Source organism: Nocardioides ureilyticus, from assembly GCF_051280745.1.
In the GTDB taxonomy this organism is placed as follows: domain Bacteria; phylum Actinomycetota; class Actinomycetes; order Propionibacteriales; family Nocardioidaceae; genus Nocardioides.
Genome location: NZ_JBNCOG010000001.1, coordinates 116,646 through 135,185 on the forward strand (window position 1 = coordinate 116,646; position 18,540 = coordinate 135,185).

The window sequence follows — 18,540 nt, forward strand, 5'->3', positions numbered from 1 at the left end:
TGTTCGGTGGTCGAGCCTGTCGAGACGACGCCCGCCTAGTGGCTCAGATCGATGACACAGAACAGGTTCCCGTCGGGGTCGGCCAGCACGATGAAGTCGGCATCCTCGGGGTACTCCCAGTCCACTCGCCGAGCGCCGAGTGAGACGAGGCGCTCCACCTCGGCCAGCTGCTCGGCCTCGTCCTCGGCCCACAGGTCGAGGTGGGTCCTGTCGTCCGCGTCGAGGTGGAGCCGCGTACCGGGCGCTTCCTGCGGCACGAGGAAGGCCGGGTTGTGTGGCTGCCTGGCGTAGCCGAGCGCCTCGGCCCAGAAGCTCCCGGCCCGTCCGACGTCCGACACGTTCAAGACCACTGCTCCGAGTCGCAACATGCCCGCGACGGTGGCACGTGGAGGCGGGCTCATCAACCAGTCGACAACCAGGTCGTGGGGACGTCGGTCTAGATCCGTCGGTGGAAGGTGACGCTGCCGTCGCGATGTCGCTGGGTGGCGTAGGTGGGGTCGTGGATGCGGGCGTGGTGGTGGGGGCAGAGGTTGCGGGCGTTGGCGAGGTCGGTAGGCCCGCCGGAGTGCCAGGGGGTGTCGTGGTGGGCGTGGCAGAGATATGCGGGCCAGTCGCAGCCGACGGTGGTGCAGGTGGGTTGCGACTGGTTGAGGGCGGTGCGTTGGGCTTTGGTGAAGAGGCGGGTGGTGCGGCCGAGGTCGAGGACCTCGCCGTGGGTGCCGAGGACGGCGGGGATGATGCCTGCTTCGCAGGCGATGCGGCGGGCGTGGGCGGCGGAGATGACGCCGCCGGTGTCGAGCTGCGCGTGCTTGAGGCCGCCGAGGAGGGTGTCGAGGTCCATGGTGACCACGACGGTGGCGTTGGTGCCGCCGAGGTCGGGGAGCCGGTCGACAGGGAACCGCTCGATCAGCTCGACGAAGGCAGACCCGAGCCGTTCGGGTGAGGGCCGTCGTTCGTAGGCGCCGGCGCCGTCGGTGGCGGTGAGGTGCTTGGGCGCCGAGAGCGCCAGCAGCGCCTTGTGGAGCATCTGTCCCGCGGCTTCGGGCACGCTGAACTTCCCGACCATGCTGCCGCGACCGTCGGGGCACATCGTCAGGAAGGCGCGTGCCTCGGCTTCGCGTTCTTCCCGTTCCAGCGCCCGGGCGTCGTGGGCCTCGCCGATCTCGGGAGCGATGACGGTGAGCAGGTGCTTGCCGATCACCCGCAACGCTGTCGGGTCGTGATGGGCCGCCTCAGCCACCAAGTGCCGCTCAGCCCTGGAGTAGAGGTCGGGCTCCAACCCCTCGGGGAGTGCGTCCAACGCCCCGGTGATGACGCGGGCCTGCTCGGCGTTCATCCCACCGCCAGCGAGGGCACCGCGCACGAGGTGGAACCGCCCCAGCGCGTCTGCGAGCCGGACCCGGCCGGCGGCGGCACGCCGGTCCTGCCGCGTGGCGTGGGCCCACCAGCTCGCCGTCGACGTCGCACCGGTCTGCTCCTCGACACGAACCTCGCCGGCGTGCGCGGCCACGCGCAGCTCCAGCTCCGCGACCTGCGCCGCGAGCCCGGTCAGCTCCACCAGCGTCGCGCCGGTCTCCTCGGCGTCCAGGCCGAACAACGGCACCTCTGCCAGGCCGTCCAGCTCCGAACGCAGCCGCGCGACCGCACGCGAGACCGGGTGGTCTCCGCCGGGTCGCAGGTCCTTGGCCATGACCCCACTCAAGCACCGACCACCGACAGGTCGCTCGCTCTATTCACACACCTGTTCGACATCGCGAACACGTTCGGGGGTGCGATCGGCTTGGATGGCCCCATGCTCCTCGCCGACGTCGTCGCCACCTCGCAGGCCGTCGCGGCCACCCGGTCACGCAAGGCCAAGGTCACGGCTGTGGCCGAGCTGCTCCGTCGCCTCGTCCCGGTCGAGGGCGATCGGGACCGTGACGAGGCGGCGACGGTGGTCGCGTACGTCGCCGGGGCCCTGCGTCAGCGACGCACCGGCCTGGGGTGGCGCTCGCTCACCACGCTCCCGGCCCCGGCTGCGGAGCCGTCGCTGACCGTCCTCGGCGTCCACCAGCAGTTCGAGCGGATCGCGGGGATCGGTGGCGCGGGGTCGCAGGCCGTCCGGGCGACGGCCGTCGCGGACCTCTTCGGTCGCGCCACGGCCGACGAGCAGCACTGGCTGCGCGGACTCGTCACCGGGGAGGTCCGGCAGGGCGCCCTCGACGCGCTCGTCCAGGAGGGCGTCGCGGCCGCCGCCGGCGTCCCTCTGGCGGCCGTCCGGCGAGCCGCCATGCTCGCCGGGTCGACGATCGAGGTCGCGGTCGATGCCCTGGTGGGCGGCGAGGCCGCGCTGGCGTCGTACGGCTTGGAGGTCGGCCGACCGGTGCTGCCGATGCTGGCCTCGTCGGCGCCGTCGACCGAGGAGGCGATGGCCAAGGCGGGAGGCGGACGGGTCGCGATCGACACCAAGCTCGACGGCATCCGGATCCAGGTGCACCGCACCGGCGACGACGTCCGGCTGGCGACCCGGTCGTTGGACGACATCACCGACCGGCTCCCGGAGGTGGTGGCCGTCGCGCGCTCCCTCCCGGCGACGTCGTTCGTGCTCGACGGGGAGGCCATCGCGCTGGCCGACGACGGCCGGCCCCGACCGTTCCAGGAGACGGCGTCGCGCACGGCTCAGGAGTCCGGGATCGCCGTGACGCCGTACTTCTTCGACGTCCTGCACGTCGACGGCCGCGACTTCCTCGACGCCCCCGGCACCGAGCGGCTCGCCGAGCTGTCCCGGCTGGTGCCGCCGGAGCACCGCGTCGAGCGGCTGGAGACCGACGACGTCGCGGAGGCGGACCGGTTCGTCGCACGGGTGCTGGCCGCGGGCCACGAGGGCGTCGTGGTCAAGAACCTGGCAGCGCCGTACGACGCGGGGCGGCGCGGATCGGCATGGGTGAAGGTCAAGCCGGTGCTGACCCTCGACCTGGTGGTGCTCGCTGTCGAGTGGGGCTCGGGTCGTCGCCGCGGGTGGCTCTCCAACATCCACCTCGGCGCCCGCGACCCGGCGACCGGCGAGCTGGTCATGGTCGGCAAGACCTTCAAGGGGATGACCGACGAGATGCTCGCCTGGCAGACCGAGCGGTTCCTGGCGCTCGAGTCCGCCCGCGACGGCCACGTCGTCCACGTCCGCCCCGAGCAGGTGGTCGAGATCGCGATCGACGGCGTGCAGCGCTCGACGCGGTACCCCGGCGGCGTGGCGCTGCGGTTCGCCCGAGTCGTCCGGTACCGCGACGACAAGCGCCCGCAGGACGCCGACACCATCACCGCGGTGCAAGCGTTGTTGTGACGCTCGGAACCCGACGCGGCCTGCGGCCATAAAGAGGCATGAGCCAGATGTCGGAACGACCGCCGCCCACCGACGGGGAGCTGTGGCGCAGCGCCGCCACAGGCGACGGCGAGGCTTTCGGCCTCCTCTTCGACCGCCACTGCGAGGCGGTCCGCACGTACTGCGCGCGTCGCACCGGTTCCCTGGACGCAGCAGACGACCTCGTCTCCATGGTCTTCCTCGAGGCGTGGCGTCGTCGGGACGACGTCGAGCTCCACCACGACCAAGCGCTGCCCTGGCTGTACGGAGTCGCCAGGCGGATCGTCCAACAGCGGTGGCGCAGCGCCGTACGGCACCGACGCGCCCTCTCCCGCGTGCCCGCCACCGCCGTCACCGACGACCACGCGGACGGGGTCGCAGCCCGCGTCGACGACCAGGAGCAGCTCCGCCGCGTCGGCGAGGCCCTCGACCAGCTGCGACCGGCCGAGCGCGAGGTCCTGCTCCTGTGCGTGTGGCAGGAGCTCGACTACGTCTCCGCGTCGATCGCGCTCGGCATCCCGGTCGGGACGGTGCGCTCCCGGCTCAGCCGGGCCCGCGCCCGGCTCCGAGCCATCGAGGAGGGCCACGGCCCGGCCATCCCACCCACCGTCCCACACTGCGCCCAGGAGAACCGATGAGCACCCTCAGCCCCCTGCCGCCGCACCGGCACGCCGCGATCCGTCGGATGCTCGTCGAGCACGTGACCGCCGACGTCGACGCCGCTCCACAGGCCGCGCGGATCAGCCGCCGTGTCGGCTGGAGCCTGGCCGGCGCGAGCACCGTCGCAGCGGCCACGGCGGTCGGCGCCGTCGTGCTCGTGGCCACCGATCCGACGGCCCCGCCCTCGTACGCCAGCTGGACCGCCGTCCCTGAGACGGCACCCGGCGCGACGGTCACGGACGAGGACGCCCGCGAGTGGGCCTCGAGGTGCACCGACCTCGGCGTGGGGGGACTCACCTTGCCGTCGTACGTCGACAGGCCCGGCCCCGGCGACGTGCTGGTGGACCGTCGCGGGGACTTCACCTACTGCGTCGACATCCACCTCGGCGCCGGCACCGGCACCCACCCGCTCGTCGCACTGTCCGGCGTGCGGGCCGACGGCGGCCCCGAGCTGACCCACATGTCGGCGACCGTGTTCGACCAGCCGTACGAGGTGCCGACCGGTGGCGAGGTGTTGTCCCTCAACCAGCCCATGGACACACCGGACGAACCGGATCAGCACGTCCTCAGCCTCGACGTGCACCACCTGATGGGCCTGGCCGGGCCCGAGGTACGCGCGGTGGACATCGTGCTGAGCAACGGACTCCGCATCACCACCACCCTCGATGACGGCAGGTGGGCTGCCTGGTGGCCCGATGACCGTGGTCCCGCCAGCGGAGCCGTCCTCGAGGTCCGCACGGCGACCTCGACGAGAATCGTCACCCCGGCCGAGGTCGACATCTTCAACCAGTAGGCGCCGCGCGGACCGAGCCTCGCCCGGCCTGCGGCATGCTGACCGCCGTGCACTCCCGACGGCTGGCGGCCACGGCCCTCTCCTACGCCGTCCTGCACCACCTCGGGTTGCTGCCGGACGGGCTCGGCACCGCGCCGGAGGGCACCCGTTGGGCCGACTGGCTGGACCTCGCCGTGCCGTGGCTGGTCCTGGCACCTGCGGCGGCGACGCTCGCCTCGGCACCCGCCACCGGCCGCGCGTGGCTCACGTTCGGTGCCGGCGCCCTGGCGTACGCCTCTGGCCACGGCATCCACCTGGCGGCCAACTCGGTCGCCAACGCCGACCCGGGTCCCACCGCGCACCTGTGGGACGAGGTCGTCGGGCACGTGCTCTGGTACGCCGGCGTGGCGGTCGTCGCCGCCGCCGTCGCGACCACGATGCGCGGCCGCAGGCGGCCGACCGGGCACCGCGCCGCCGTCGGCATCGCGCTGGCCCTCGGGGTCGGGATCACCTGGGCGACGAACGCCCTCGGCGGCGTCGGTACGACGGTCCCCGGCCTCGTGGTGGCGCTGGCCGGCGCCGCCTGGGGATGGCGACACCGGCGCGAGCTCCCCGGACTCGTGCTCGTCGCCTCCGCAGCCGCTGTCGTGGTCCTGGGAGGGGCACTCGCGCTCCGAGCGACCTAGCGCCCGTCGATCGCGTCACACACGTGCAACTGCGAGTTGCACCATCGCTACGATCGGCGCCATGTCCACCGAGCGACCCGTGCCTGCCGTGCCGAGCGGACGGAGCGCTCCGGCGACCGACGGCCGGCGCTCCGCCGCGGCCGCGCGGCGGCGGGCACGCGAGCAGGAGATCATCGCCGCCACCCGTCGCCTCTTCGATCTGCGCGGCGTCCGCGACGCGCAGATCGAGGACATCGCCTCGGCGGTCGGCATCAACCGGGCCATCGTCTACCGGCACTTCTCCGGCAAGGAGGAGATCTTCGCGCTGACCCTGGTCTCCTACCTCGAGGAGCTCCGCGAGGCCCTCGCCACCGCCGCACCCGTCGGGGCCGACGCGCGCACCCGGCTCGAGGCCCTCGTGACGGCCTTCGTCGACTACGGCTTGGCTCACCCGGCGTTCGTGGACTGCGCCCAGGCCCTGATGCGCCGTACGGGCAGCGAGCTGCTCGACGAGATCAGCGAGAGCGCGCTCTTCCGGCTCGGGCGCGGCATCTCCTCCTGCCTCTCCCTGCTCGCCGCCGCGCTGGAGCACGGCGTCGAGAGCGGCGAGTTCCGGGTCGACAACCCCGCGCTCCTCGCGAACACCCTGTACGCCAGCGGGCTGGGCGCCCTGCAGCTGGCGCGGCTCGGCATCCTGGTCGAGGAGGCGGCACCGGGCGTGCCGACGGTCGGGCAGATCTCCCCCGACCAGGTCCGTCACTACCTGGTCACCTCGGCGCTGGCGCTGGCCACGCACCCGCCCGCCTGACGGGCGACCGGCTCAGGACTGCCGGAGCCCGGCCTCGAGCTCGGCCAGGGCCGACGGCAGGTCGGTCGCCGGCGACCACCCCCACGCCCGAGCCCGGTCCGCGGCGATCCGCCCGGTCCAACCGGGGCCGTCCTCCCACACCGGCTCCACGTCCACGGCACGGGCCACCGTCTCGTGGTAGTCGCGGACCGTCGCCGGCGGGGCAGCGACGTTGACCGGGGTGCAGGCACCCTCGACCGGGCCGCTCGCGGGATCGCTCGCCGTGGGCACGCGTCCGGTGGCGACGTCGGCGACCAGGCTCACGAGGTCGTCGACGTGCACCCAGGCGAACGTCCGGTCCGGTACGGCGTGCCGCGCCTCGGGCTGGTCGCGGATGGCCTGGGGACGCAGCGTGTTCCACACCGACCTCTTCCCCGGCCCGAGGATCGCCGGCGGGCGGACCAGCACGGTGGTCAGGCCGTCGACCTCGGCCAGCGCCGCGTCGGTGTCGCGCTTCGTCACCGAGTACGGGTCGGCGTCGTCCGGCACCAACGCCGACGACTCGTCGATGTCACCGGCACCGGGCGACCGGTCGTAGACGGAGCCGGTCGACACGTGGACCAGCCGGTCGACACCCGCGTCCCGCGCGGCCCGGGCGAGCACGGGCGTGCCCACGACGGCGACCTCGTGCTGGGTCGCCAGGTCAGTGCCCATCGGGTGGACGGTGGTGACCACGGCGGTGGCGCCCCGCACGACCTCGGCCGCGAACGCCGGGTCGCCGAACTCGCCGACCCACTCCTCCACCCCCGGCAGGTCCGGCGCCGTACCGGGGCGACGTACCACCGCGCGGACGGTGGCACCGCGCTCGGCGAGCGCAGCGCAGGCACGGCCCCCGACGAAGCCGTTCGCGCCGGTCACCACGACGACAGGGTGCGAGGAGGACGAGGAGCTCGAGGCGGCCATGGCGCCAGCGTGGCACGCGGGGCAAGGCACGCTGCGGGGTGCTTGCTCAGCGCTCCAGGATCGCGACGACGCCCTGACCGCCGGCGGCGCAGATCGAGATCAGGCCGCGGCCCGAGCCCTTCTCGGCCAGCAGCTTCGCCAGGTTGGCGATGATCCGGCCGCCGGTCGCGGCGAACGGGTGCCCCGCAGCGAGCGAGGAGCCGTTGACGTTGAGCTTCGAGCGGTCGATCGAGCCGAGCGGCGCGTCGAGGCCGAGGCGCTCCTTGCAGAAGACCGGGTCCTCCCACGCCTTGAGGGTGGAGAGGACCTGCGAGGCGAACGCCTCGTGGATCTCGTAGTAGTCGAAGTCCTGCAGGGAGAGCCCGTTGCGCTGCAGCATCCGCGGCACGGCGTACGCCGGCGCCATCAGCAGCCCCTCGCCGCCGTGGACGTAGTCGACGGCGGCGGTCTCGGAGTCGACGAAGTAGGCGAGCACGTCGAGCCCGTGCTCCTCCGCCCAGTCCTCCGAGCCCAGCAGCACCGCGGAGGCACCGTCGGTCAACGGCGTGGAGTTGGCGGCGGTCATGGTTGCGGCGTCGCCCTTGCCGAAGACCGGCTTGAGCTTCGCGAGCTTCTCCACCGAGGAGTCGGGGCGCAGGTTGTTGTCGCGCTCGAGACCCCGGAACGGCGTCACCAGGTCGTCCTGGAAGCCCCTGTCGTACGCCGCCGCCAGCTTCTGGTGCGAGGAGGCGGCGAGCTCGTCCTGCTCCTCGCGGGAGACCTGCCACTCCAGCGCGGTCAGCGCGGCGTGGTCGCCCATCGACAGGCCGGTGCGCGGCTCACCGTTCTTGGGGATCTCCAGGCCGATGTCGGCCGGCCGGATCGCGCCGAGGGCGGCGATGCGGCCCTTGGTGTCCTTCGCGGCGTTGACCTTCATCAGCTTCTTGCGCAGCTTGTCGCTGATCGCGACCGGCGCGTCGGAGGTGGTGTCGGTGCCGCCCGCGATGCCGGAGTCGATCTGGCCGAGCGCGATCTTGTTGGCGACCTGGACCGCGGCCTGCAGGCCGGTGCCGCAGGCCTCTTGGATGTCGGTGGCCGGCGTGGTCGCGTCGAGCTTCGAGCCCAGCACCGACTCGCGGGCCAGGTTGAAGTCGCGGGCGTGCTTGAGGACGGCGCCGGCGACGACCTCGCCCACGCGCTCGCCCTCGAGGCCGTAGCGGGCGACGAGCCCGTCGAGCGCGGCCGTGAGCATGTCCTGGTTCGACGCCGACGAGTAGGCGCCGTTCGACCGGGCGAAGGGGATGCGGTTGCCGCCGAGGACGGCGACGCGGCGAGTCGTGTTCTCCATGTTCCTATCCTTGCCCCGCACGGCCCCTCACCCAAGCCACTGAGGGGCACGTCACGAAATGTGGACTCCGAGTTACACCTCTAGTTACATGGAGCGACATGAGCGACCGTTACCGCGACTTCACCTCGTCCCCGATCGGCAAGATCCTGGTCAAGAACCTCGGCCTGCCGAGCCCGACCAAGCTGGAGCGGTACGAGGCGGGCGCCCCCCTCGTGCGCGGCACCGTCGGCCTCGGCGGGCGCGGCCGGCTGGCCGAGTCGCTCGCCGGGATCCTCGACACCGTCGGCATCTCCTCGACCGAGGTCGCCGCCGCCACCGACGACGGCCAGACGTACAAGGGCCTGGTCTTCGACGCCACGGGCCTGAAGAGCTCCGAGGACCTCGTGGCGCTGCGTGACTTCTTCACGCCGCTGCTGCGCAGCCTCGAGACCAACCCGCGGGTCGTCGTCCTCGGCACGCCGCCGGAGCAGGTGCAGGGCGGCGAGCGCGTCGCCCAGCGGGCCCTGGAGGGCTTCACCCGCAGCCTCGGCAAGGAGATCGGCCGCGGCGGCACGGTCCAGCTCGTCTACGTCGCCGAGGGCGCCGAGGGCGCGGTGACCAGCACGCTGGCCTTCCTGCTCTCCCCCAAGTCCGCCTACGTCTCCGGCCAGGTGATCCGGATCGGCGCCCACGGGAGCACCAGCGCGGGCGACGTCGCCGACTGGCAGCAGCCGCTCGCCGGCAAGGTCGCGCTCGTGACCGGCGCGAGCCGCGGCATCGGCGAGCAGATCGCCCGGGTCCTCCACCGCGACGGCGCCACCGTCGTCGGCGTCGACGTCCCCCAGGCCGCGAGCGAGCTCCAGTCGCTCATGAAGGAGCTCGACGGCGACTGGCTGACGCTCGACATCACCGGGAAGGACGCGCCCCAGCGCATCGCCCACCACCTCAAGGAGAAGCACGGCGGGGTGGACGTCGTCGTCCACAACGCCGGCATCACCCGCGACAAGAAGCTCGCCAACATGGCCGAGGACCGCTGGGAGTCGGTGATCGGGGTCAACCTGACCGCCCCCGAGCGGATCACCCGCGAGCTGCTCGACCAGGACGTCGTCAACGAGAACGGCTCGATCGTCGGCGTCGCCTCGATCGCCGGCATCGCCGGCAACGTCGGCCAGACCAACTACGCCGCCTCCAAGGCCGGTGTCATCGGCCTGGTCGACTCCCTCGCCGACGAGCTCGACAAGGGCATCACGGTCAACGCGGTCGCGCCCGGCTTCATCGTCACCCAGATGACCGCCGCCGTGCCGTTCGCCACCCGCGAGGTCGGCCAGCGCCTCAACGCGATGGCCCAGGGCGGGCAGCCCGTCGACGTCGCCGAGACCATCGCCTGGTACGCCAACCCCGCCTCGACCGCCGTCAACGGCAACGTCGTGCGGGTCTGCGGCCAGATGATGCTGGGCGCCTGATGGCCGGCCCCGCCCCGCAGGCCGCCCCGACGCGGGAGGTCTCCGGCAACGCCGGCGGCCTGACCACGCTGCTCAAGGCGGCGCTGCCGTCGCTGCCGGTCGTCGGGCAGCTGCCCGGCGTCCGGAAGGCCCCGGTCGAGGGCTTCGGCGGGCTGTCGTTCAGCCGGCCGGCGGTCACGGTGGACCGTGCCCACGTCGAGCGGTACGCCGAGGTGTGCGGGTTCCCGGTCAAGGACGCCGTCCCGCTGCCGTACCCGCACATGCTGGCGTTCCCGCTGCACATGGCGGCGATGACGGACCCGGCTTTCCCGGCCCCCGCCATCGGCACCGTCCACCTCGAGAACTCCATCACCCAGCACCGGCCGGTGCGGGTGGGCGAGAGCCTCGTCGTGCAGGTGACGGTCGGCGCACCCCGGCCGCACGCGAAGGGACGGGTCTTCGACTTCCTCACCACCGCCTCGGTCGACGGGGAGACCGTCTGGGAGGAGTCGTCGGCGTACCTGCGGCGCGGGGCCTCGACAGGCTCGACCAGCGATGACGCCGCGCCGGCCGGCACGACGTACCCGGAGGCCCCGCCCACGGGCGCGGTGTGGTCGCTGCCGGGCGACCTGGGCCGCACCTACGCAGCGGTGTCGGGGGACCACAACCCGATCCACCTCTACCCGCTGACCGCCAAGGCGCTCGGCTTCCCGCGGCAGATCGCGCACGGCATGTGGACCCTCGCCCGGTCGGTCGCGGCGTTGGAGAACCGGCTCCCCGACGCCGTCCGCGTCGACGTGGCGTTCAAGAAGCCGGTCCTGCTGCCCGGGAAGGTCGCCTTCGGCTCCCGCCCGGTCGACGGCGGCTACGCGTTCTCGCTCAGCAACCCGCGCAACGGCGCACCGCACCTGGCCGGCCGCACCACCGAGCTGTAGGCCGAGCGCCCGGTCTCACCCCCGCGGCCGCCCGAACCTCAGGTCCCGGGCGGCCGCGCGGGCGACGGTCGGCGAGGTGGCCCGGCGCTGGCTGAACGTGGCCGTCGCGGGCGTCCAGGAGCCGAGGTCGGTGCGGCCGTTGGCGTCCCAGTCCCCGGTGACCGGCAGGTCACCCGGCCGGCCCCAGGCGACGCTGGCCGTCCACACCGTTCCGTCCGCGTCGACCCGGCGCAGCGTGTAGGTGGCGGTGGTGAGGTCGTACACGCCGACGTCGGTCACGCCGTTGCCGTCCCAGTCACCCGTGACGGGCAGGTCGTCGGCGTCGCCGAGCGCCACCGTGGCGAGCGCACCGTCGGCCGCCCGCAGGAGGAAGTCGGCGGTGGCGGGCCGGTGGACGCCGATCTCCCAGGCACCGTCACCGTCCCAGTCCCCGGCGACGGCCGTGTCCTCCGTGGCGCCGAGCACGACCTCGAGCGTGCCGGCGCGCGACTTCAGCTGGAAGGTGCCGGTGGCGGGCGAGCGAACGCCGGGGTCGGTGCGCCCGTCGCCGTCCCAGTCGCCCACGACCGGCTGGTCGGTGGCGGTGCCGATGCGCATCACCCGCGGCTTCTTCTTGCCCCGCATGATCCGGAACGACGCGCGGTCCGCCCGCCGGAAGACGGCCAGCTCGGCGGCGGGCCCGCCGACGAAGTTGCCCGCCGCCGGGACGTCGACGCAGTTCTGGGACGTCTGGCTCCCGGGGGCGAACGCCGCGCCGTGGAACCACGCGTCCTGCACGGCCGACCCGACGCGCTGCTCGTAGTGCAGGTGCGGCCCGCTGCTGTTGCCCGTCGACCCGAGCAGCCCGAGCAGCGTCCCCTGGTCGACGGCCTGGCCCGCGGTGACCGCCAGCCGGTTCAGGTGGGCGTAGACGGTGGAGCCGCCCGAGGCATGCTCCACCACGACGTACGTGCCGTAGCCACGGCTGCCCTGGACCGCGGTGGTGACCCTGCCCGCCGCGGAGGCGACGACCGGGTCGTCCACGTCGTCCGGCCGGTTCCAGTCGATCGACTTCACGCTGGGGCTGTGGTGCGCCCGGGTGCTCCCGGTCCACGTCTGCCCGCACGGGAACGGCATCTCGTACGCCGTGGCGGGCGCCGTCGGCGGCTCGTCCGCCGTGGCGGCCGAGGCCGACGACAGTGCGGTGCCGGACAGGGTGGTGGCCGTCAGGCCACAGGTGAGTCCACCGACCAGCAGGGAACGTCCGAGCGCGCGCATGGGTGGCCTTCCGCCGAGGTGGGCAACGCTCGTCACATCCGTCGCAGGAGTGCACTCACGTCACAGCAGCGCGCTCACGTTACTCAGTGACGGCGTGTCGCGGCACCAATGTCTAGAATCACACCGGTGTAGTGCTATGCGCCTAGTCGTCGCGCGGCTCGCGGAGCGGCCGGATCAGCCCCTCCTGGGCGACCGTGGCGACGAGGGCCCCGTCCTCGGTGAAGACGTGGCCGAAGGAGAGCCCCCGGCCACCGGAGGCCGACGGCGACCACTGGTCGTAGAGCCACCACTCGTCGGCCCGGAACGGCCGGTGGAACCAGATGGTGTGGTCCAGCGAGGCCATCATCGTCCGGTCCGGGCTCGTGTCGTGCGCGGCCAGCGAGGCGCCCAGCAGGCTGATGTCGGTGGCGTAGGTGAAGACCGCGAGGTGGTCGACGGCGTTCTCGGAGAGGTCACCGTCGGCGCGGATCCACATCTGCGCCTGCGCCCGGTGGACGGGGTGCGGCGGCAGCCCGCGCCGGGTGTTGCCGAGGTAGCGGACGTCGATCGCGGCCCACTCCCGGCCCAGCGCGTCGGCCTCCGCGCCACCGCGGCGACGCATCAGCTCGACCATGGGGATGCCGTCCTCGGGCCGGCCGACCGACGGCATCGAGTCCTGGTGCACCCAGCCGTCCTCGGGCCGCTGGAAGCTGACGGTCTGGTAGTAGATCGGCCGGCCGTGCTGACGGGCGACCACGCGGCGGGTCGAGAACGAGCGGCCGTCCCGGATCCGCTCGACGTCGTAGACGATCGGCACGGAGTAGTCGCCGGGGAGCAGGAAGTAGGAGTGCAGCGAGTGCACGACCTGGTCGGGCCCGGCCGTGCGCACGGCCGCGATGAGCGCCTGCGCGGCCACCTGGCCGCCGTACACGCGGGCCCGCTCCGACGGCGGCTGGGCGCCGCGGAAGAGGTCGACGTCGATGTCCTCGAGGTCGAGCAGCGCGACGAGCTCCGCCAGCGGGGAAGCCATCCCTTACGCCTTATCCCGGGCCTTGCGCAGCAGCGCCTCCTGCGCCACGGACGCCACCAGCCGGCCGTCCGTGATGTGCACCCGGGCGTGGACCAGTCCGCGGCCGGCGCCGGCCCACGGCGACTCCTGGTCGTAGAGCCACCACTCGTCGGCCCGGAACGGGCGGTGGAACCAGATCGTGTGGTCCAGCGAGGCCACCATCGCCTCCCGGCCACCGATCCGGATGCCGTGCGGCGCCAGGGCCGCGCCCATCAAGGTCATGTCCGAGAAGTAGGTGAACGCGGCGACGTGGAGGAACGGGTCGTCGGGCAGCCGGTCGGAGACCCGCAGCCACACGCGCTGCCGGCCGGTGCCGGTGGCGTCGGGCTCGAGCATCCCGTCCAGGGTGCTGCCGACGTAGCGCAGGTCCATCACGTCGAACTCGTCGTCGCCCTCGCGCCGCGGCAGGTGCGCACGCGGGTCGATCGCCTCCTCCGGCGGAGGGACGACCGGGGCGGTCCGCTCGTGCTCCCACCCGTCCTCGGCGCGGTGGAAGTCGGCGGTGAGCGCGTAGATCGGCCGGCCGTGCTGGCGCCCCAGCACCCGCCGGGTCGCGAACGAGCGCCCGTCGCGCACGGTCTCCACGTCGTAGATGATCGGCGCCGAGGTGTCCCCCGGCTGCAGGAAGTAGGAGTGCAGCGAGTGGAGCAGGTACGACGGGTCGACGGTGCGGCCGGCGGCCACCACCGCCTGCGCGGCCGCCTGGCCGCCGAAGACCCGCGGCAGGGCCGACTCCGCGCGGGCCCCGCGGAAGAGGTTGGTGTCGATGGTCTCGAGGTCGAGCAGCTCGACCAGCTCGGCGGCGTTGCGGGGCATCAGCCGTTCTCGTCGTCTCGGGGGTCGTTCTTCGGGTCGTCGTCGAGCTGCGCGAGGAACTGCTCGAACTGCTGGCCGAGCTCCTCCCCGCTGGGCAGCGGCTCGTCGGCGGCCAGCAGGTTGCTGCCGGACTCCTCGGCGCGCTCGAAGGCGTCGTACTGGCGCTCGAGGGCGGCCACCACGTCGGCGACCTCCTCGTTGGTGGCGAGGTAGCGGCCGATCTCGACCTCGCGGTCCTCGGCCTCCGCGCGCAGCCCGGAGAGGTCGATGGTCAGCCGGCCGGCGAGCTCGACCTGCTCGAGGAGCACCGCCGCGGCCTTCGGGTAGTCGAGCTGCGCGAGGTAGTGCGGGATGTGCGCGACGAAGCCGAGCGCGGCGTGGCCCCACTCCCCCAGCCGGATCTCCAGCAGCGCCTGGGCGCTGCTCGGCACCCGCAGCTCCCCGCGCCACGGGCTCTGGCCGACCGGGGCCGCGTGGTCGTTGGCGTGGTGGGTGACCGCGATCGGTCGGGTGTGCGGGACGGCCATCGGTACCGAGCCCATGGAGACCACCCGGCTGACGCCGAGGCGCTCGACGACCTCGCGGACCGCGCGGGCGAAGGCCTCCCAGCGGTTGTCGGGCTCCGGCCCGTGCAGCAGCAGGTACGGCGTGCCGCCGGTGTCGTGCAGCAGCCGCACGACCAGCCGCGGGGCGTCGTACTGCTCGTAGTGGTCGCGGACGAAGGAGACCGCCGGCCGGCGCGCGCGGTAGTCGTGGAACTGGTCGACGTCGAAGGTCGCCACGACCTTGCCGCCGCTGAGCGGACCGTCGGAGAGGTCGACGAGGTGCTGGGCGGCGCGCGCGGCGGCGTTCCCGGCGTCGAGGAAGCCGTCGAGCACCAGCACCATCGTCACGTCAGCGGCGCCGTCGAGCTCGGGCACGTCGTCGACGATGTGCACGAGGCGGGCGTCAGAGGTCACCGGAGCAGCCTAACGGCGCAGGTCACCGGCCCCGAGACCAGCCTCGCGGGCGCGGATGATGGCCGCGGCCCGGTCCGTCGCCTGCAGCTTCGCGAGGATGGTGGAGACGTTGTTGCGCACCGTCTTCGGCGACAGGTACAGGTGCTGGGCGATCTGTGCGTTGTTCCGACCTGCCGCCACGAGGTCGAGGATCTCGAGCTCGCGCTCGGTCAGCTGCGGGAAGGCGGACCGGCTCGGGGTCGGCGCACCGGAGAGCAGCTCGGCGATGCGCAGGGCGAGGCTGGCCCCGAAGACGAGCCCTCCGGCGTGGACCGTGGAGATGGCGCGGCGCACCTCCTCCTGGCTCGCGCCCTTGACGAGGTAGCCCCGGGCCCCGGCGCGCATGGCGGCCAGGACGGTGCCGTCCTCCTCGCCCATGGTGAAGACCAGGACCCTGGTGCCGGGAAGCTCCGCGGCGAGGCGTCGGGTGGCCTCGATGCCGTTCATCCCCGGCATCTGCAGGTCCATCACCACTACATCGGGTCGGTGCACCAGCGCGTCCTCGACGGCGGCGAGACCGTCGGCGGCGCGCGCGACGACGACGATGCCCGGCTGGGTGCTCAACAGGGAGGCGAGGCCGTCCCGGAAGACCGGGTGGTCGTCAGCGATGAGCACGCGGACGGGCGGGCCGTCGACAGGCTCGGCGGTGGGCTCGGCGGTGGGCTCGGCGGTGGGCTCGGCGGTGGGCTCGGTCATGGGCTCTCCTCGCTGCTCGAGCGGCTGACGGGCAGCCAGGCGCGGACGCGGGTGCCGCCGGAGGCGGGGCACACGATCTCGGTGCGCCCACCGAGCTCCGCGGCGCGTTCGCGGATCGACCGCAGCCCCACACCAGCGGTCACGGCCGGGTCGATCCCCGTGCCGTCGTCGGTGACCTCGACGAGCAGCTGCCCCGGCTGGCCGACCAGGCGCAGGCACGCGCGAGCGGCACCGGCGTGCCGGACGACGTTCGTGAGTGCCTCGGAGGCGATGCGGTACGCCGCGACCTCCACCGCCGCCGGCAGCACCGGCACGTCGACCGCCTCCAGTCCGACGTCGAGCCGGTCGCGCGTCCGGTCGACCTGCTGGCGGAGGGCGTCGAGCAGCCCGAGGTCGTCGAGTGCCGGTGGGCGCAGGCCGTGCACCAGCCGGCGGACGTCGGCGAGCGCCTCGGTGATGTCCTGGCGCGACTGGGCGACCATCGTGCGCGCGGCCGACGGATCGGTCTCCATCGAGTTCGAGGCGGCGTCGAGGCGCATGGCGACTCCACCGAGCACGGGGCCCAGCCCGTCGTGCAGGTCGCGGCGGATGCGCCGCCGATCCTCCTCCCGGTCGAGCACCAGCCGCTCACGGCTGGCCTGCAGGTCCTCGGCGAGGCGAGCGCTGCGCACCGCCATCGCCGCCTGCCGCACGACGTCGAACAGCAGCTCCTGGTCGCGGCGGCTCAGCATCGACCGCACGCCGCGGGCGGGCAGCACCAGGCGGCCGACGTCCTCGGTGCCGTACCGGATCGGGACCTCCCGCGTCGCAGCGGGCTCCGTGCCGTGGGTGGCGCTGTGGGTTCCCCCGCCGTGCCCGATCACCTCGACCCGGACGAACCTGAGCTTGAAGGCGTGCGCCACCGCGCCGGCCAGCGCCGGCAGCTGCGTGCGGACGTCCGGGGACCCCTCGAGCTGCGCGGCCAGGCCGACGACGACGTCGTACCGATCGCCTCTCCGGCCGACGAGCAGCCTCCGGACGGCGGCGACCGCCCACGTGCGCAGGGGCCCGTACGCCGCGACCGCCACCAGGAGGACCAGCAGGGTGACCTGCCGCTGGTCGAGCCGCTCCCCCAGGACGGCGTCGATCCCGGCGACGAGCACGACGTCGAGAGCGATGACGCAGGCGGCGACGAGGGCGTAGACCAGCGTGCCGCCCATCAGGGCGTCGACGTCGGTGAGGTCGGGACGCAGGATGCCGATCACGACGGACACCCCAGTCACGGCCAGGGACGCCACGAGCGCGACGGTGGTGACGGGCCCGTTCGGCGCGACGAGGGCCGCGAGGGTGAACAGCACGCACATGACGGCGGCCCACAGCAACCAGCGGACCTGGGCCCGTTCCAGCCCGTCGGCGCGGCGCTGACGCGCGAAGAGGACGGCGAGCGCGAGCGGCACCGAGAGCAGGGTCACGGTGCGCGCGACCGTGAGGACGGCGAGGAAGGTCTGCTCCGACATCGGCAGCTCGGGCATGCCCGTGGCCACGGGGAGCCCGTTGTCCCCCACGCGCGACATCGGCGCGAACGCCAGCAGCAGTGGCATGGCGAGGGCCATCGCGAGGGCGACGACGCTCACGGCACGCCAGGCACCCGGCATCAGCCGGCCAGTGGGGTAGAGCACGAGCAGGAGCGGGAGGCACAGCAGCAGCGACGCGCCCAGCTGCGCGACGACCCAGACCGAGAAGCCGGTCAGCGGCAGGTCCGGCGAGGCCGCCAGCCCTCGGGCCGCCCAGGACTCGGCGACCCCGTCGTACCCCCAGAGCAGCCCGGTCAGGGCCATCACCCAGCCGACGGGGTGCCGCACGTGGCGAGCGACGACCGGTACGGCGCACGCCACCAGCAGCAACCCGACCGACGCCGAGAAGGTCCCCCAGCCCATCATCGCCGCGCGACGCTCGGCCGCCGTGCTCGCGAGGTCGAGGACGAGCGTGGCGACCAGCGCACCGACGCTGAGGACAACCAAGGTGACGGGGACAGCCACGGTGACGGGGACAGCCACGGTGACGGGGACAGCCACGGTGACGGGGACGGGCAGGGTGCGGCGCACGCACAGATCATCGCGCTCCATGCGTCCCGCCGTCCCGGGATCAGCGTCCCGAGGCGGCGGGACGCGCCGACGGGTCGGCCGACGGGACGCCGGGCCCTGCTGCCCGGGACGGCGGGCGGCGGAGGCTCCCGGCATGGACATGATCTCGCAGACCCCCGCCCTTGCCCGCTCCGACGTCCGGTCGCCCCGCGGCACCTCGGCGTCCCCGACCCGGCCCTTCCGTCGGCACGGACTCCTGCTCAGCGCCGGCGCGGTCAGCTGGGGCATCGCCCAGCTGGCCGTGGGCGTGAACGTCGACCACGACGCGCTGGTCCCCAACCTGGCCTACTCCCTCACGGCCCTGCTGTTCCAGGCCGGCCTGCTCGCCCTGCTGAGCGTCGTCCTGCGCACCGGCGCCCTCGGCTCCGGCCGGCTCGCCCGGGCGCTCGTCCGGGTCGAGATGGCCCTGGTGGCGCTGGCCATGCTCTCCACCGCCGGCGACGCCGCGGGCCTGACCGACATGGACCAGCTCGGCTGGCTCCTGCTCGACATGAACTGGCCGCTGTCGATGCTCGGCATGTTCCTCATCGGCGTCCGGGTCGCCGTGGCCGGCCGGTGGCAGGGTCGCGCCCGTTACTGGCCGCTGCTCGCCGAGAGCTGGCTGGTCGTCGTGATGCCGACGATGGTCGTCCTGGGCGAGGGCGCCGCGACCGTCGTGTCCTTCCTCCACCTCACCCTCGGGTACGGCGTCCTCGGACGAATCGTGGCGGCGAAGGAGACCGATCGGGCATGATCCTG

General features: G+C 73.5%; 18 protein-coding genes. 8 read left to right on the top strand and 10 right to left on the bottom strand.

The window, feature by feature from the left end; translation table 11 throughout:
- Positions 1–35: 35 nt before the first annotated feature.
- Positions 36–368: a VOC family protein gene (locus tag ACSMHG_RS00600; RefSeq protein WP_435741380.1), complete on the bottom strand. Its 333-nt coding sequence runs from the start codon at positions 366–368 to the stop codon at positions 36–38.
- Between the two features lie 68 nt (positions 369–436).
- Positions 437–1,690, bottom strand: a complete 1,254-nt coding sequence (locus ACSMHG_RS00605) for an HNH endonuclease signature motif containing protein (protein ID WP_435741381.1) — start codon at positions 1,688–1,690, stop codon at positions 437–439.
- 102 nt (positions 1,691–1,792) lie between these two features.
- Between ACSMHG_RS00605 and ACSMHG_RS00610 the strand changes: the two genes are divergently transcribed.
- From ACSMHG_RS00610 to ACSMHG_RS00630, 5 genes are all read left to right on the top strand, one after another.
- Entirely contained in the window at positions 1,793–3,316 is a 1,524-nt protein-coding gene (locus tag ACSMHG_RS00610; RefSeq protein WP_435741382.1) for an ATP-dependent DNA ligase, read from the top strand.
- 38 nt (positions 3,317–3,354) lie between these two features.
- Positions 3,355–3,972: an RNA polymerase sigma factor gene (locus tag ACSMHG_RS00615; protein WP_435741383.1), complete on the top strand. Its 618-nt coding sequence runs from the start codon at positions 3,355–3,357 to the stop codon at positions 3,970–3,972.
- Positions 3,969–4,787 carry a hypothetical protein gene (locus ACSMHG_RS00620; protein WP_435741384.1) on the top strand — a complete coding sequence of 273 codons (819 nt, stop codon included), beginning with the start codon at positions 3,969–3,971 and terminating at the stop codon, positions 4,785–4,787. Before ACSMHG_RS00615 ends, ACSMHG_RS00620 begins: the two co-directional genes overlap by 4 nt.
- 47 nt (positions 4,788–4,834) lie before the next feature.
- Positions 4,835–5,452, top strand: coding sequence for a hypothetical protein (locus ACSMHG_RS00625; protein ID WP_435741385.1), 618 nt, complete (start codon positions 4,835–4,837; stop codon positions 5,450–5,452).
- 61 nt (positions 5,453–5,513) lie between these two features.
- Positions 5,514–6,239, top strand: coding sequence for a TetR/AcrR family transcriptional regulator (locus ACSMHG_RS00630; protein WP_435741386.1), 726 nt, complete (start codon positions 5,514–5,516; stop codon positions 6,237–6,239).
- 12 nt (positions 6,240–6,251) lie between these two features.
- Here the strand turns inward: ACSMHG_RS00630 and ACSMHG_RS00635 are convergent, their stop codons facing one another.
- Together ACSMHG_RS00635 and ACSMHG_RS00640 are read right to left on the bottom strand one after the other, a co-directional pair.
- Complete coding sequence (locus tag ACSMHG_RS00635; RefSeq protein ID WP_435741387.1) at positions 6,252–7,181, bottom strand: NAD-dependent epimerase/dehydratase family protein; 930 nt, start codon at positions 7,179–7,181, stop codon at positions 6,252–6,254.
- Between the two features lie 46 nt (positions 7,182–7,227).
- The gene (locus ACSMHG_RS00640; protein ID WP_435741388.1) at positions 7,228–8,508 is read right to left on the bottom strand and encodes an acetyl-CoA C-acetyltransferase; all 1,281 of its coding nucleotides are present in this window, start codon (positions 8,506–8,508) and stop codon (positions 7,228–7,230) included.
- A gap of 98 nt (positions 8,509–8,606) precedes the next feature.
- Here ACSMHG_RS00640 and ACSMHG_RS00645 point away from each other — a divergent pair, with 98 nt between their 5' ends.
- A complete protein-coding gene (locus ACSMHG_RS00645; protein ID WP_435741389.1) occupies positions 8,607–9,950 on the top strand; it encodes a 3-oxoacyl-ACP reductase in 1,344 nt (447 codons plus the stop codon).
- Entirely contained in the window at positions 9,950–10,864 is a 915-nt protein-coding gene (locus tag ACSMHG_RS00650) for a MaoC/PaaZ C-terminal domain-containing protein (protein ID WP_435741390.1), read from the top strand. Before ACSMHG_RS00645 ends, ACSMHG_RS00650 begins: the two co-directional genes overlap by 1 nt.
- A 15-nt stretch (positions 10,865–10,879) precedes the next feature.
- On the opposite strand, the gene ACSMHG_RS00655 is transcribed toward ACSMHG_RS00650, so the two are convergent.
- The 6 genes from ACSMHG_RS00655 to ACSMHG_RS00680 all read right to left on the bottom strand — a co-directional run bounded on the left by ACSMHG_RS00655 (position 10,880) and on the right by ACSMHG_RS00680 (position 17,763).
- Positions 10,880–12,121 carry a M23 family metallopeptidase gene (locus tag ACSMHG_RS00655; protein ID WP_435741391.1) on the bottom strand — a complete coding sequence of 414 codons (1,242 nt, stop codon included), beginning with the start codon at positions 12,119–12,121 and terminating at the stop codon, positions 10,880–10,882.
- Between the two features lie 142 nt (positions 12,122–12,263).
- Positions 12,264–13,130 carry an acyl-CoA thioesterase gene (locus ACSMHG_RS00660; protein ID WP_435741392.1) on the bottom strand — a complete coding sequence of 289 codons (867 nt, stop codon included), beginning with the start codon at positions 13,128–13,130 and terminating at the stop codon, positions 12,264–12,266.
- A 3-nt stretch (positions 13,131–13,133) separates the two neighbouring features.
- Positions 13,134–13,985, bottom strand: coding sequence for an acyl-CoA thioesterase (locus ACSMHG_RS00665; protein ID WP_435741393.1), 852 nt, complete (start codon positions 13,983–13,985; stop codon positions 13,134–13,136).
- Entirely contained in the window at positions 13,985–14,944 is a 960-nt protein-coding gene (locus ACSMHG_RS00670; protein ID WP_435741394.1) for a PAC2 family protein, read from the bottom strand. The genes ACSMHG_RS00665 and ACSMHG_RS00670 overlap by 1 nt, the downstream gene beginning before the upstream one ends.
- A 9-nt stretch (positions 14,945–14,953) precedes the next feature.
- Complete coding sequence (locus ACSMHG_RS00675) at positions 14,954–15,679, bottom strand: response regulator (protein WP_435741395.1); 726 nt, start codon at positions 15,677–15,679, stop codon at positions 14,954–14,956.
- Complete coding sequence (locus ACSMHG_RS00680) at positions 15,676–17,763, bottom strand: sensor histidine kinase (RefSeq protein WP_435741396.1); 2,088 nt, start codon at positions 17,761–17,763, stop codon at positions 15,676–15,678. The genes ACSMHG_RS00675 and ACSMHG_RS00680 overlap by 4 nt, the downstream gene beginning before the upstream one ends.
- 133 nt (positions 17,764–17,896) lie before the next feature.
- Between ACSMHG_RS00680 and ACSMHG_RS00685 the strand changes: the two genes are divergently transcribed.
- Positions 17,897–18,535: a hypothetical protein gene (locus tag ACSMHG_RS00685; protein WP_435741398.1), complete on the top strand. Its 639-nt coding sequence runs from the start codon at positions 17,897–17,899 to the stop codon at positions 18,533–18,535.
- Positions 18,536–18,540: the final 5 nt, after the last annotated feature.